The organism is Sphingomonas sp. CCH15-F11, assembly GCF_001557005.1.
Lineage (GTDB): Bacteria > Pseudomonadota > Alphaproteobacteria > Sphingomonadales > Sphingomonadaceae > Sphingomonas.
The window spans coordinates 1-14054 of the sequence record NZ_LSKG01000141.1 but is presented as its reverse complement, the minus strand read 5'-3'; the positions used below and the strand labels follow the sequence as shown (position 1 = coordinate 14054).

Here is a 14054-nt window from a genome sequence, read left to right as displayed (position 1 = left end):
CGTGGGGTTTGACGGAACAACGGCATAGCCGATCCGGCCTGCATAGGATCTATTACGACACCGAACTGGCGTTCGGGTCAGAGGATCCGGCCAATCCAGCGATGACACGGCGCGTCGTCACGCTGATGCGGCCTGCGGACTACTGATCATTGTGAGGGACAGGCATATCGCTGCGTCACCCGGCAGCCGCCCAAAACCTGATGGGGAGGTAAAAAGCGCATGAGCAGACACAAAGTACCGCTTCGTGACGGGGTTGCGGCGGCAAGTGCCTATGTTGGCTGGGACCGCCCCTTGCAGACATACTTTGCGCAGGTTCTGAGCGCGCCTGACGAGGACGGGGAGGAGACCGAACTCGTGTGGGTCGGCACTGCCTTCGGCGAGCTGCCCCGCGCGGTTGACGCAATCCGCGTACTCGAACCCTACTGCCAGATCGAGGCAAGTCTTGCCGCACAGCTAGAGATCGACAGGATGGCATGCCTCGCCACGCGCGACGGACCCAATCAGCTCGAAGCCAAGGCTTTCATGGCGCGTGTCAGCCAGATCAAGGACACCGAGCCGGAAGCTTAGGTCGGCACGGACCGCGCATGGCTCGAAGCAGGGCCGGTTCATCTCCAAACCACACATCGAGGCTCCTCAGCCCTCTGGGCTGGACAGGATGACGCGCGCCTGCGGTGGCTGGCGCACGGGCCGGGCCACGGGCCCGGAGGAGAGGGGGGATGGGAGAAGGTGTTCCGGACAAGGGGTTCGGACAGCATCAGGAGAATGTGACATGAACATCGGCACCCTCAAGGCCAACGCAGAAGGCGTTCACATCGGCCGCATCACCACCCTGACCTTCAGCGCAACGGTTGCTCTGCGGGCCTTCGAATCCAGCAATGAGCGCGCACCCAAGTTCGACCTTATGGCGCTCTCGGCGGACCGCCGCAGCTGGGTCAAGATCGGCGCGCTGTGGGAATACTCGTCGAACGAGACCGGTGAATGCTTCCTGTCGGGCCAGATCGACGATCCCAGCCTCTCGGCGCCGATCCCGGTCGCCATGTTCCAGCAGAACGACGGCAGCTTCAATGTCGCCTGGCGGCGTTCGAAGCCCAAGGCGTCGCTCGACGGCTTCGGCAGCGAGAGCGAAGGCGCCCTGCCGCCGCTCACCGCCACCGGCGACGAACCGGCCAGCGACCGCAGCGTTGACAGCGCCGCTGCCACCGGCGACGGTCTGGGCGAAAGCACCGCTCCGGCACCCAAGGGCAAGACGCGCGTGAGCGTCGACGCCTGACCGGGACAAGCCCCCCGTGACCGGTGCCGCGACCCGCGCCGGTCACATCGGGAAGGCCCGTCCGCGCATTTGTCGCGGGCGGGCCTTTTCTTTTGCCCGCTGCTGTCGGGCTTGGCAGAACTGCTGAAGGAACTCGGCCCACAAGAGGGAAGGGGGAGGTGCCGTTCGAGCAAAGGAGGCTTGAATGGCACAGACAAACTGGACTCTCGATCTTGGCGGGGCTCCGTGGAACGAAGACTGCGCGCAGATCGGCCACACCCTAAACTTCGACCTCGTGAATACTGCCGAAGCCATGCTCTACAGGGCTGCGCTGATCGCGGTAGCTGGCTTCCCGCCTGCCGGCATCACCTTGCGGATCAAGGCCAACGCCCATGACTTCGGAACCTACCGGACGGTCGAGGCGCGCATCGACGACGACCAGGACGATGGCAGCCATGCCAGCTATCTCGAGACCCTCGAGATCGGCATCGCCTTCTGGCATCAGGCCGGGTTCGCACCGCCTGAATTTAGCAAGCTGACGGCCAGCGATCAGCTTGTGAGTTTCGTCGTGGATGCCGTCGCAAGCGCGCTGCGGATCACACGGCCGAGCACCACCGGGGCATTCTTTCCAGAATCCTCCGGGCCGATCCATCGCAACCTCACCGCAGCCTTTCCGGAAGCGGCACAGCGCGCCTTTTCCGAAGGGGCCGTGCCATGCTGACCGACAGCGAGCGCTTCGCCTTCAGCGCCTGGCGAATCCATGCCTTCGCCTCGACGGGCAATGCCTACGACGCCGTGCAGACCGACGAGACTATTGCTGCTGGGGATACGCTGCTCATCCTCGATGAGAGGGTTGTCGGTGTCGCGATGACCTGGCCGTTTGCTATCACCGCAGAGCCGGGCAAGCTTCACGCGGTCTGTGAGCCATGCGCTGGTGAAACCCTTGGGCACATTGAAACGGCGCTAGATGTTCCAGACGGGTCAATCGCGCGAGCCTGCCGCCTCGCACGGACACTGGGCTTTGCGATTGATGCGGGCCTCGTCCCCTTGTTGCCTGAGCTGCTGGCGGCAGAGGTGGACGGCTAGCGCGGCAAGCGTCGCCACAGAAATCTTGCTATTTTGGCAATAATTGCTATTTTGGTGCCAAGAGGAGATACCACCATGCCAGCGACGGCGAATGAGCACCCCAGGATTCCCCTGACCCGGTTTCACAACAACACCGGCGAGTTCCTTGATCTCGCAACCAAACAGCCGGTCGTCCTCACCAGCCATGGGCGCGAGCGACATGTCATCGCAGATAGCGAATATTTCCGCCATCTTGAACAGGCAGCACGCGGTGTGATCGCCGGCCACATGAATATCGAAGCTGTCGCTTCGTCCGACATGACCGAAGCCGATCGCAAGGCTTTCGCTAATGCACGGCCTTCGGCCAGTGAACTCGCCAATGACCGCTGGGAAGACTGACCGCCCCGCCGCAGGCCATATCCTCCGATACGTCTATCTCTTCGAGGAAGAGCAGAGACGGGGCCGCGACGAAGGCGTCAAGGAACGCTTTGTCGTCGTCGTTGGTGTGGAAGGGTCACGCTACCTGGTCGCGGCGATCACGACCAAGGGCGAGGGGCGCAAGAACGCTGTCGCAATCCCCGATGAGATCGCACGCGCAGCCGGGCTCGCTCCGGGCAGCGCCATTGTCGTTTCGGAATTCAACCGGTTCACCTGGCCCGGGTTCGACATCAGACCCCTGATGAAGCAGCCCGGGTACATTGCCGGACGACTCCCACCGCGGTTCACGGCAAAGACCATCGATGCCATCGCAGCCTGGGGCGCCGCTGCCGTCGATCGCGATTGATTGCCGCAACGCAGAGACAGGCAGCCCCCTTGGAGCCATGTCTGACCCCGCATCAAGGCCAGTATGGCGGCAACTTCGGGGATCGGCACCCCAGGTAGCCAAAATCGGGTCTTCCGGACGACAGCCACAAAGAGTCTATTCGCTCCCTAAAATCGGTGAGGACGGGCGATCGATCCTGCGATCATCACCGTCGACAGCAAGCTCCTGCGAGCCGAGACGCGGCGAGGTCGATGTCCAGGCGTGCGATAAGCTCCTGTGCCAACAGCACGTCCGCCGCCCAGTGCCCCTGCCTCTCTGGTCGAGCTTAGGGCCAACCTGCAGAAATGCGAGCCGTGTTGCCCGGCAAGCCGGGCTGCCCGCACCATCTCGCTTTCTGAGGTTTCCCGCGCGCCGCAGCGCGCGGTGTCCCAGCTCTCTCGCCGAGGCTCGATAAGGGCACCGGCGGACGAGCCGTCGGCACCAAGGAGGCTCATGCAATGAACATCGTCAACCTCGTCGGCCGTCTCGCCAAGGATCCCGTTGCCCGCGACCGCAGCGACACCCGCATCACCGAACTGATCCTCGTGACCGAGCGTCCGGTCATCCGCGACGGCAAGGTCCAGAAGGATCCGGGAACCGGCTACCCGGTCAAGGATGCAGAATTCCACAAGGTCACCGTCTTCAATGGCCTCGGGCTCCCGCTGCGCCAGCACAAGGCCAAGGGTGACCAACTCGCCGTGACGGGCCGCATCCACTACTCGCGCTGGCAGGACGCCGAAGGCAATGACCGCTATGGCTGCGAGATCATCGCCGAGAACGTCGAGTTTCTCTGACCGGGAGGGGCGGCGCGCAGGCGTCGCCCGAGCCCTTTCAGGGGGGCGACAGCTGGACACCGGTGGCGTCCAGCTTCGTCCCGCGGTGACCGCAACTGCAGCGCAAATGCCGCGCGACGATCTCCAGCTTCATCGGGATGGATTTGGCAAAGCATCGGTCTCGGAGCGTGGCCGCTGGCACGATCACAACGCGGTGGCATCCGAGACATTCTACCTGCGCGTTGAGGCCGTGGCGAACCAGATCGGCGAGGGTGTCGAGACGTTTGCTGCTCATGGCTGCGTTAGAACATTATAAGAACACGAGCTGTCAAGCGTGCTGGGTGAATGCACAGTCGACCTGATCGCCAAGGTGCGTGGACCGAACAACACGACGCATTGCGCTGAAACAAAAAAGCGCAATAATCCCGCACATTGCAACTGAGGAGCATGATGCAATGGCACTCTTTGAGGTAGCTCTCGATGAACAGCTCGAGCACCATCTGAAGGCTGCGGCCCAGTCCCAGCGGGTAGATCAATCCGAAATCGTCCGACAAGCGCTCGCAGATTATTTCAGGTCAGCCTAAAACGACGTCTACGACGACGACGCCATCTGGGACGACTGGCGCGACTTCTCGCAAACCGTGATAGCGGCACAGCGTCGAGCGATTATAGCGATCATCCGCCGCCTTCCCGAGACGGCTTGGACCTCACGGCACGAAACACGCCGAATCCTGACCGAGGCTGTCGAAGACGTTGAATGGGACGAGGGCATTGAACCGATCTATGAGGCCTTGCGAGCGAAGGTCATCGAGAAGTCGCTCGCCTTCACGACCAACCCCGAAATCGAACCCACCAACCGAAGCTACCCATTCGCGCCCATAATCCGGTTCGACATTGGCTTTGCAACCGATGACCTTTACTCGGTCCGGCTGCCGCTGATCCAGGCATTCTTTCAATACTACTGGGAAGCAGGCGAAGCGGCATTCGCTGAAATACCCGCCATCTGGGAAGCTGCCAAGGCGCGCATAGATGCTGGCGAAAAGCGTCCCTCAGATGAGGAGGCCGCAGCGGCACGACGGACCTCTGGCTAGGAATTGACGCTCTGGAAGGCGGAGTGATTGAGTTATCTCCCACCGGATACGGAAGCCCGCTGTCATAGAAGCAGACCTTGGTTCACGCCTACCTGTGCTCCGATGTGATAAGCAGCCGGTGACGTCTCCCGACCTCTGGCCGGGACCGCGCTCTATTCCGCCTCGTGCGCTTGGGCCCCATCTTCGCGGGGCTCAGTGCGCCCGTGGCTTCACCGAGCCCCTGAGGGGTCTCGGCCCTTCGGGTGGCGATCGCTGACGCAATTTGCCGCGCACCGCGCTTACGCGCTGCGGCCATAGAGAGCGGGGCTTTTTGAGCGGCTCGGGCTTCGCCCGGGCCTTGCCTTTCCGTTAGCCCCGCCAGCTCTCGGTCCCGCCGCTCGCGGCCTGTTTGCCGCGCGCACGGTCGGCGACAAATGCCGCCGCCTCGGCGCGCGACTAACCAGGCCTGTCGGACCGCGGCTCCTGCGGGAGCCGTTTTCCGGTGCAGACGTCTCGGAGAGACGCCGGTTCACTCGCCATGTCGGCTTTTCGGCGATGTTGTGAGCTTGCCAAATGACCGCTCATGGGTGGATTCCGGTAATCAGAATGCCGTCAACGGAGGCGCTGTTCATCCAAGATAATCTCCGCTCCCGCCGAGACTTCGAAGTTACCGAATTCAGCGAGTTCTACCAATAAATCGACTATTGTAGAGCAATCGTAATTTTGAAGACAGTATACCAAGGTTCCGCGATTGTTCACTAGTTCCGGACGCTGAATTAGTTCCACGAGAGGCTGAAAGACTCTTTTGTCTTTCGTATCAGAAAGCTTCAGTGCAAGCGAGTATCGCTCCAAGTGACTGTCAGTCACTTCAAGGCGACGCAGCTTCTCCAAGATTTCAGTCTCGTTCATGGCGCCATTCTGGCCGAAGGCGCTTATGACCACAATGGGGTCGGTTGCAGAACGGCAGGATTTTTCCAGAAGCGAGGCAAAGCCGCCATACCGCTTTCGGGATCGCGCATCTGCTCCGCTCATGACGGTTGATGGGTGGATAGCGGAATTTCCGTTTCGACCTTGCCGAGACTTGCGCCGCATTCTAAACCATCGGCGACGGGGCGAAGCAACCTCCCGTTCAGGCCGAGAAAAGCCCAAGCGTTGCCTCGTAGCCTTGCCGTTGTTGGCAAGGTCTTTTGTGCGAGGTCATCTTGGCGTCATCGGCTCTCACCCATTCCGTCGCTTTTGTCGATCTGCTGCGGGCGTTCACCCGCATCGGCCTGCTCAGCTTTGGCGGACCTGCGGGGCAGATCGCGCTGATGCACCGGGAATTGGTGGAAGAGCGCAAATGGGTGGCCGAGGAGGATTTCCTCCACGCGCTCAATTTCTGCCACCTGCTCCCCGGCCCCGAAGCGCAGCAGCTCGCCACATGGATCGGGTGGCGGCTGCATGGATGGCGCGGCGGGCTGGCCGCGGGGCTGCTGTTTGTCATTCCGGGCGCGGCCATCATTCTGGCGCTGTCGGTGCTCTATGCCATTGCCGCCAATCTCGCATGGGTCGAGGCGCTGTTTCTGGGCGTAAAGGCAGCAGTGCTTGCGATTGTGGTGCAGGCCTTGTTGCGGATTGCCGGACGTGCGCTCGATACGGGATTGAAGCGTGCGCTGGCGGTGGCCGCGTTTGTCGGACTCTTCCTGTTCGATCTGCCATTTCCGCTGATCGTGCTGGGTTCCGGGGTGATTGGAATGGCGGTCGCAGCGTGGCGCCCTGCCCTGTTGGCGCTGAAACCCACAGCACCCGCTGGCGATTTGCCCGAACGACCATGGCGCAGCACGATCATTTCGGTTGCCCTTTGGGGAGCGGTCTGGGCCGCGCCGATGGTGCTGATTGCGCTGACGCTGGGGCAGGATCACGTGCTGTGGGAAATCGGCGTATTCTTCTCGCAGCTCGCCATCGTCACCTTTGGCGGGGCTTATGCAGTGCTCGCCTACATGGCGCAGGAAGCGGTGCAGGGCTTCGGGTGGCTACGTCCCGGTGAGATGGCCGATGGGCTTGGCCTTGCGGAAACCACGCCGGGGCCGCTGATCTTGGTGACGCAATTCGTCGGTTACCTCGCGGCCTTCCGTGCGCCGGAACCGTTCTCGCCTTTCCTCGCGGGATTGCTGGGGGCGGGGCTGACCACGTGGGTGACGTTCGCGCCGTGCTTCATGTGGATCTTTGCCTTCGCGCCGTGGATCGACCGACTGGGTAACGCTGTGCGGTTGAAGGGCGGGCTCGCAGCAGTGACGGCGGCGGTTGTGGGCGTCATCGCCAACCTCACCGCATGGTTTGCGCTGCATGTGCTGTTTGCTGAGGTGGGCCAGCGCCAATTCGGTCCGCTGCGGTTATACTGGCCGGACCCGGCGAGCTTCGAATGGCGCGCAGGCGTGCTGGCAGCGCTCGCCTGCGCACTGGTGTTCGGGCTGAAATGGTCGGTGCTGCGGGTTCTGATGGCCGCCGCGCTGGGCGGCATGGTTCTGGTTTTGGCAATCTGAGGAGGACGACATGAGCATCATCACACGCAGGCAAGCCATCGGCACAGCAGCCCTTTCGGCCACGGGCATCGCGCTGGCAGGAACGGCAAGCGCAGCTTCGGCGCAAGATCCTGCCGCAGCCGCTTCCCGTGCCGCTGCCTTTGCCGGCAAGCACACGCCGAAGCCGCTGCGGTTCAATCCGGCCAAGCTCACCGGCCTGTCCGAGCGGCTGATTACCTCGCACTGGGAGAACAATTATCAGGGCTCAGTGCGCGGGCTCAACACCATCGAGACCCGCCTTGCTGCCGCCATGGCCGATCCCGACTTTCCGCCGGTTGCCTATGCCGGGCTGAAGCGCGAGGAACTGCACCGCACCGGATCGGTGGTGCTGCACGAATATTACTTCGATGCGCTGGGCGGTAACGGCAATCCGGGCGGCTCGATCTACGAGGCGCTCGATGGCTGGTTCGGCAGCTTCGCCGCATGGGAAGCCGAATTCCGCCGCACCGCAATGTCACTGGCGGGCGGATCGGGCTGGTGCATCCTCAGCTACAACCGCCACACCAAGTCGCTGCACAATTACTGGGCCTTCGATCACATGCATGGTGCAGCCACCGGCGCGCCGCTGATCGCGCTCGACATGTATGAGCACAGCTTTCACATGGACTACGGGGCGGCAGCGGCGAAGTATGTCGATGCCTTCATGGCCAACCTTGATTGGGAGGTGGTGGAGGCACGGTATCAGGCGGCGATTGTGTGACTGGGCATTCTGCAAATCGGCTCTTGGTCCTTGCTTTGCTGACCCTTGCCGTTGGCGGAGCCTGCCTCGCAGTTCAGGGGCCATTGCCGGGCGACGTCGGGGCCACACGCAGATTGCAATCGCTGTTTGGTAATGCGCCGCGTTGGGCTGAATGGCTCACCGATACAGCCAAGCCGCCAATGGTGATTGCGACTATGGGGTTCGGGGCAGGGCTGGCATGGCTTGCAGCTGGCTGGCGCTCTGCGCTTTCTGTGCCGCTTGCCTTCGGCCTCGCCTGGCTGCTCGACAAGGGCTTGCGCGCTGTTATCTTTGCGCGGCGACCATCAGCGGATCTGGTCGCGGTGGCCAGCGCCAGCAGTTCGAGCGGGCTGCCCTCCACCTTCGGGCTCGTCTATGGAAGCATCTTCGGAGTGGTTGTCTTTGCGGCAGCAACGGGCAGGTCAGCGAATGGGCTGCGCGCCCTTGCGCTCGCTCTGATCTTTGCCGGAGTGGCGGCCCGGGTGGTGCTCGGAGGACACTGGTCGAGCCAGATGGTCGCCTCGGTTCTGCTGGGCCTGCTGGCGGCCGTTGCTGCAAGCGAAATAGCAAACCGATTGCTCATGAAGGAAGGCGCACGATGACAGAAGAACCCCGGCAGCACTGGGATCGGGTCTATTCCGACAAGGCACCCAGCGAGGTTAGCTGGTTCCAGAGCGAACCGCGCCCTTCGCTCGCCGCGCTTGCACGCTTTGATGTGCCTCACACGACACCTTTCGTCGACATCGGAGGGGGCGCCTCCAATCTCGTCGATGCCTTGCTGGCAAACGGGTGGAGCGATGTGACCGTGGTCGATATAGCCGCCCCGGCGCTGGAGGCGGCGCAAGCCCGACTAGGCGAGGCAGCAGTGGGCGTCCACTGGGAGGTCGGCGACATAACCCGCTGGAACCCGCGGCATCGCTACGGGGTATGGCATGACCGGGCCGTATTCCATTTCCTGACCGAGCCCGAGCAACGGGACGCCTATCGACGCGCACTGCTGGCCGGAACTGCGCCCGATGCACTCGTCATCATCGCCAACTTCGCGCCCGATGGGCCTGAAAAATGCAGCGGCCTGCCAGTGCAGCGCCATGATGCGGCAAGCCTTGCCGCTGCACTCGGAAGCGCGTTCACGCTGCTCGATAACTGGCGCGAGGAACACGTCACCCCGTGGGGCGATGCGCAGAAGTTCAGCTGGTGCGTGTTCCGGCGAGAGAAATAGGCCCTGTCGCAAGGCGCTCTGCCGGAACGCAGACTACGGCTCCTTCGCCTGGGGCTTCCTGCGCGACATTTGTGTGCGCAAGCGACATCGCGGCTCCCACCAGAATCAACGCCGGGCCATCCCCCAGCGCAGTCCTTGCGGCGAGCGGCAGCAGTTCGAGGCAGGTGGTGAAGATCCGTTCTTCCGGCAGGCTGGCGTTTTCGACCATCGCCACCGGCGTATCGGCGGCAAGGCCAGCGCGCTGCAATTCGCGGGCGACCAGCGGGGCTGCCGCCTTGCCCATGTAGATCGCCAGGGTCGCGGCAGGATCGGCCAGCACGCTCCAGTCCAGATCGAGCGGTTCGGTCCCACGCGCATGGGCGGTGACGAAGGTCAGCCGCCGGGCAAGCCCGCGCAAGGTCAGCGAGGTGCCAAGGCTGGCGGCAGCCGCGCTGGCGGCGGTCACGCCGGGACAGATGCGCGTCAGCACGCCAGCGGCGCGGCAGGCGGAGAGCTCCTCTCCTGCGCGCCCGAAGATGGCAGGATCGCCGCCCTTTAGCCGCACCACCCGCTCACCCTCCAAAGCGGCGGCGACCAGCAGCGCGTCAATCGCTTCCTGAGGTTTGGAATGGCGGCCGGATCGCTTGCCCACCGGCACCCGGCGCACGTGCGGCGGGATCAGATCGAGCACGCCGGGGCCGACCAGCGCATCGTAGAACACCACGCTGGCAGCAGCGATCAGGCGCGCGGCCTTGACCGTCAGCAATTCGGGATCGCCCGGGCCTGCGCCCACCAGCCACACCTCGCCCGGGGCGATCATGCGGCGGTGTCCAGTGCGCGTTCGCCCACGGCGGCCTGCCGCCGCGGGGCCAGCACCGCTTCGCGCAGCAGGAACAGGCGCCCGCCATCGACCTTCAGCGGGATGGTAGGCGTGCAGCCGCGATCATCGCCCAGCGCCTCGCCCGTGCGCAGCGAGATGCGCCAGTTGTGCAGCGGGCAGGTGACGCTGTCGCCGTGCACCATCCCCTCGCTGAGAGGGCCGTGCTTGTGTGGGCATTTGTTGACCAGCGCGAAATACTCGCCCCGGCTGGTCAGGAACACCGCAATTTCCTCGCCCCCTGCCACCGGCAGAGTGCGGGCGCTGCCAGCCTTGATCTGGGTAACGGGGCCAATATCGAGCCACTGGCCCACGGTATCGCTGTTCATCGTGCATTCTCCAGAGCAAGCGGGCGGACTTCGGCAAGGTGCTGGTGCAGATCGTGATGCGCTCCGGCGGCGCGGCCTGCCCAGGGATCGATCTGCCAGTATTTCTGCGAAAGCCGGAACCGCGCGGCGAGCCTGCCGATCCGGTCTGGATCAGTGAACAGCTGCGCTTTCAGCCATTCCAGACCCTTGCGTTCAATCCACGGCGCGGTGCGTTCAAGGTAATGCGCGTCTTCGCGGTAAAGCTGGATGAAGGCGAGGCAGTGCTCCATCGCCTCGACCTCGGTTTCGACCTTGCAGAGAAGATCGGTGACGCGCACCTTGATGCCGCCATTGCCGCCGACGTGGAGTTCATAGCCGCTGTCAACGCAGACGATGCCGAAGTCCTTGATTGTCGCTTCGGCGCAGTTGCGTGGGCAGCCGCTGACCGCGATCTTGAACTTGTGCGGCATGTAACTGCCCCAGGTGGCCTGTTCGATCTTCACGCCCAGCCCGGTGGAATCCTGCGTGCCGAAGCGGCACCATTCGCTGCCCACGCAGGTCTTCACCGTCCGCAGCGCCTTGCCATAGGCATGGCCCGAGACCATGCCTGCGGCATTGAGATCGGCCCAGACGGCGGGCAGATCCTCCTTCCTGATACCAAAGATATCGAGCCGCTGCCCGCCGGTAACCTTGACCATCGGCGCGTTGTATTTCTCCACCACGTCGGCGATCGCCCGCAATTCGCGCGGGGACGTGATGCCGCCCCACATGCGCGGGACGACGGAATAAGTGCCGTCCTTCTGGATATTGGCGTGAAGCCTTTCGTTGACGAAGCGGCTGGTTTCGTCATCCTCATATTCGCCCGGCCAGGCGCACAGCAGGTAGTAATTGAGCGCCGGGCGGCATGATGCGCAGCCTTCGGGCGTATTCCAGTGCAGTTCCTGCATGACCTGCGGGATCAGCTTCAATTCGCGTTCCACGATCAGGCGGCGCACATCATCGTGGGTGAAGCTGGTGCAGCCGCACAGGGTTTTCGGCCCGGCCTCAACCTCGGCGCCCAGGGTCAGGGCGAGCAGGCTTTCGACGATGTTGGTGCACGAACCGCAGCTGGCCGAAGCCTTGCAGGTCGACCTGACGGCGGCAACGCTGTGCGCGCCTTCGTTGATGGCGCAGATGACGGCGCCCTTGGACACGCCGTTGCAGCCGCACACCTCGGCATCATTGGCGAGCGCAGCCACGGCAGCATGCGGATCGCCGCCCGCGCCGCCTGCGGCATAGGCCTGCCCGAAGATCAGCGACTGGCGGATCGCGGCGATATCCTCTTGCCGGCGCAGCAGATCGAAATACCAGTTGCCGTCGGCCGTATCGCCGTAAAGCACCGCGCCGATCAGGCGGTTATCGCGGATAACAAGGCGCTTGTAGATGCCGTGCGCGGCGTCACGCATGACGATATCCTCGCACCCCTCACCGCCCGAAAAATCGCCGGCCGAAAACACATCGATGCCCGAGACCTTGAGCTTGGTGGAGGTGACGGAGCCTTCATACCCGCCTCCGCCACCGCTGCCGGTGAGGTGATCGGCCAGCGCCCGGCACATCTCCCAGATCGGCGCGACGAGGCCGTAGCAGGCCCCGCGATGCTGCACGCATTCACCCACCGCAAGGATCGCTGGATCGGACGTTTGCATGTGATCATCAACCACAATCCCGCGCTCGCAGGCGAGACCGGCGCTTTTGGCCAGCGCAGTCGCAGGCTTGATCCCGGCGGCCATCACCACAAGATCGGCGCGGATGCGGGTGCCGTCTTCCAGCACGATGCCGGCGACCCGGCCCGCCGCGCCAAGGATCGCCTTGGTGTTGGCGCTGGTGAGGATGGTGTGCCCGCGGCGTTCCAGTTCCTGCCGCAGCAGCCATCCGGCGGCTTCATCCAGCTGGCGCTCCATCAGGGTCGGCATCAGGTGCACCACGGTGACCTGCATTCCGCGCAGGGCCAGCCCGTGCGCTGCCTCCAGCCCCAACAGGCCCCCGCCGATCACCACCGCAGCGTTGCTGCCTTCACCCGCGCCCACCTCAGCAGCGGCGATCATGCGGTCGACATCGTCCAGATCCCGGAACGTCACCACACCGGCCAGATCATGCCCCGGCACCGGGATGATGAACGGATCAGAGCCGGTAGCGATCAGCAGCGTGTCATACGGCAGGGCAAGCCCCGAACGGGTGACGACCATGCGCGCTTCGCGGTCGATCCGCTCTGCCGGATCGCCGCTGATGAGCGCGATGGCGTTATCCGCATACCATTGCGGGCCGTTGATGATGATGTCGTCAAACGCCTTTTCGCCCGCCAGCACGGGTGACAGCATGATGCGGTTGTAATTGACCCGCGGTTCGGCGCCGATGATGGTGATATCGAACCGGCCGGGGGCGCGGGCCAGCACTTCTTCAACCGCGCGGCACCCGGCCATGCCGTTGCCGATCACCACCAGCTTTTCGCGGCTGCCGGACGTATCGGGGAAGGGAAAAATCGCGTTCATGCGCTGTGATCCTGTGCCGACAACGCACGCAAAAAAGCCGCCAGGTCATCCAAGGGACCGGCGGCGCCATTGCCACGTTGATTTGGGGAGAGAGTAAGGTCAGGCGCGTTCCTCCGTTGGAACGCTGACGGTTTGGAAACTACCCGAGTCGCATCGGCTTAACAACCTCCTTTTTGCATTGCAGCATGATCAGCGCATCAGCGCGATCACAAGCGCTGCGGCCAGACCTGCGCTGACCACCTGCCACAGCACCACCGGATTGCGCATCAGCAGCGGGGCAGGCTGGGGGTGGGTCAGCACGGTGTTGGGAACGCTGAGATCATGCACAAAGGCGCTGACCTCCTGATAACGCAGATGCGGTTCCACGTGCAGCGCATGGGCAAGCGCGGCGTCAACCCAGTCAGGCACGTCATCCCGATAAGTCACCACCGGCACATACCGCAGGCGGCGCTGGCGCGACAGGGTATCAGCCGCGCCCGCACGCGGGCCATAGGGCAGGTGCCCGGTCAGCAGATAATAGGTCATCGCGGCGAGCGAATAGAGGTCGCTCTGCTCGCTGGCCGGCAGGCCGCGATACAGTTCGGGCGCGGAAAATTGCAGGGTTCCGGCAAAGGCATCCTCGCCCGCCTGCGGCGCGTGTTCGGCCAGCCCGTCGATCCGGGCCGATCCCAGATCGATGATGATCGCGGTGCCATCGCCATCGATCATCACATTCGCGGGCCGCAGATCGCGGTGGATGATCTGCCGCCGGTGCAGCGCATAGAGACCGCGCGCCACCTGAGTAATGATGGCGCGCACGGCAGCGATATCGGCGTGCGGGTGATCGCGCTGCCATTGTTCCAGCGTGATGCCATCGCAATAGCCGCTGATGGCGTAGAGGTAGCGGCGCGGGCGGGTGCGGGGCG

General features: G+C 63.7%; 19 protein-coding genes. 14 read left to right on the top strand and 5 right to left on the bottom strand.

The features are described 5' to 3' along the window. The first annotated feature begins 8 nt into the window (after positions 1-8). The 10 genes from AX709_RS19685 to AX709_RS19640 all read left to right on the top strand — a co-directional run bounded on the left by AX709_RS19685 (position 9) and on the right by AX709_RS19640 (position 4980). Entirely contained in the window at positions 9-146 is a 138-nt protein-coding gene (locus tag AX709_RS19685; RefSeq protein ID WP_155645944.1) for a DUF3768 domain-containing protein, read from the top strand. A 73-nt stretch (positions 147-219) separates the two neighbouring features. After that, on the top strand, positions 220-567 hold the full coding sequence (locus AX709_RS19680; RefSeq protein WP_058456870.1) for a hypothetical protein: 348 nt from the start codon (positions 220-222) through the stop codon (positions 565-567). A gap of 202 nt (positions 568-769) precedes the next feature. Then, a complete protein-coding gene (locus AX709_RS19675) occupies positions 770-1270 on the top strand; it encodes a DUF736 domain-containing protein (RefSeq protein ID WP_058456871.1) in 501 nt (166 codons plus the stop codon). 184 nt (positions 1271-1454) lie between these two features. Beyond that, positions 1455-1970, top strand: coding sequence for a hypothetical protein (locus tag AX709_RS19670; RefSeq protein WP_058456872.1), 516 nt, complete (start codon positions 1455-1457; stop codon positions 1968-1970). After that, positions 1964-2335 (top strand): hypothetical protein, encoded by a 372-nt coding sequence (locus tag AX709_RS19665; protein ID WP_058456873.1) that lies wholly within the window; start codon positions 1964-1966, stop codon positions 2333-2335. Before AX709_RS19670 ends, AX709_RS19665 begins: the two co-directional genes overlap by 7 nt. A gap of 75 nt (positions 2336-2410) precedes the next feature. Then, positions 2411-2713, top strand: coding sequence for a hypothetical protein (locus AX709_RS19660; protein ID WP_058456874.1), 303 nt, complete (start codon positions 2411-2413; stop codon positions 2711-2713). Then, complete coding sequence (locus tag AX709_RS19655) at positions 2694-3098, top strand: hypothetical protein (RefSeq protein WP_058456875.1); 405 nt, start codon at positions 2694-2696, stop codon at positions 3096-3098. The genes AX709_RS19660 and AX709_RS19655 overlap by 20 nt, the downstream gene beginning before the upstream one ends. Positions 3099-3574: 476 nt before the next feature. Further along, positions 3575-3910: a single-stranded DNA-binding protein gene (locus AX709_RS19650; RefSeq protein WP_058456876.1), complete on the top strand. Its 336-nt coding sequence runs from the start codon at positions 3575-3577 to the stop codon at positions 3908-3910. A gap of 434 nt (positions 3911-4344) precedes the next feature. Continuing rightward, positions 4345-4473: a ribbon-helix-helix domain-containing protein gene (locus AX709_RS19645; RefSeq protein WP_155647659.1), complete on the top strand. Its 129-nt coding sequence runs from the start codon at positions 4345-4347 to the stop codon at positions 4471-4473. Positions 4474-4530: 57 nt separating this feature from the next. Continuing rightward, complete coding sequence (locus tag AX709_RS19640; RefSeq protein ID WP_066284737.1) at positions 4531-4980, top strand: hypothetical protein; 450 nt, start codon at positions 4531-4533, stop codon at positions 4978-4980. A 591-nt stretch (positions 4981-5571) separates the two neighbouring features. Here the strand turns inward: AX709_RS19640 and AX709_RS19635 are convergent. Beyond that, positions 5572-5991, bottom strand: coding sequence for a hypothetical protein (locus AX709_RS19635; RefSeq protein WP_156454279.1), 420 nt, complete (start codon positions 5989-5991; stop codon positions 5572-5574). A 170-nt stretch (positions 5992-6161) separates the two neighbouring features. Here AX709_RS19635 and chrA point away from each other — a divergent pair, with 170 nt between their 5' ends. The 4 genes from chrA (at position 6162) to AX709_RS19615 (ending at position 9457) form a co-directional block, all read left to right on the top strand. Beyond that, positions 6162-7481 (top strand): chromate efflux transporter, encoded by a 1320-nt coding sequence (gene chrA / locus AX709_RS19630; protein ID WP_066550240.1) that lies wholly within the window; start codon positions 6162-6164, stop codon positions 7479-7481. Between the two features lie 10 nt (positions 7482-7491). Continuing rightward, a complete protein-coding gene (locus AX709_RS19625) occupies positions 7492-8220 on the top strand; it encodes a superoxide dismutase (protein ID WP_066550237.1) in 729 nt (242 codons plus the stop codon). Between the two features lie 113 nt (positions 8221-8333). Continuing rightward, entirely contained in the window at positions 8334-8840 is a 507-nt protein-coding gene (locus AX709_RS19620) for a hypothetical protein (protein ID WP_155647053.1), read from the top strand. After that, entirely contained in the window at positions 8837-9457 is a 621-nt protein-coding gene (locus tag AX709_RS19615) for a methyltransferase domain-containing protein (RefSeq protein WP_066550233.1), read from the top strand. The genes AX709_RS19620 and AX709_RS19615 overlap by 4 nt, the downstream gene beginning before the upstream one ends. Here AX709_RS19615 and cobA read toward each other — a convergent pair. The 4 genes from cobA to AX709_RS19595 all read right to left on the bottom strand — a co-directional run. Then, positions 9426-10256 (bottom strand): uroporphyrinogen-III C-methyltransferase, encoded by an 831-nt coding sequence (cobA, locus tag AX709_RS19610; RefSeq protein WP_066550231.1) that lies wholly within the window; start codon positions 10254-10256, stop codon positions 9426-9428. The genes AX709_RS19615 and cobA overlap by 32 nt on opposite strands. Continuing rightward, positions 10253-10642, bottom strand: a complete 390-nt coding sequence (gene nirD / locus AX709_RS19605; RefSeq protein ID WP_066550229.1) for a nitrite reductase small subunit NirD — start codon at positions 10640-10642, stop codon at positions 10253-10255. Before nirD ends, cobA begins: the two co-directional genes overlap by 4 nt. Then, complete coding sequence (gene nirB / locus AX709_RS19600; RefSeq protein WP_066550225.1) at positions 10639-13149, bottom strand: nitrite reductase large subunit NirB; 2511 nt, start codon at positions 13147-13149, stop codon at positions 10639-10641. The genes nirD and nirB overlap by 4 nt, the downstream gene beginning before the upstream one ends. A 189-nt stretch (positions 13150-13338) precedes the next feature. Then, positions 13339-14054, bottom strand: a 716-nt coding sequence (locus AX709_RS19595; protein WP_156454278.1) for a serine/threonine-protein kinase, incomplete at its 5' end; no start/stop codon positions are given.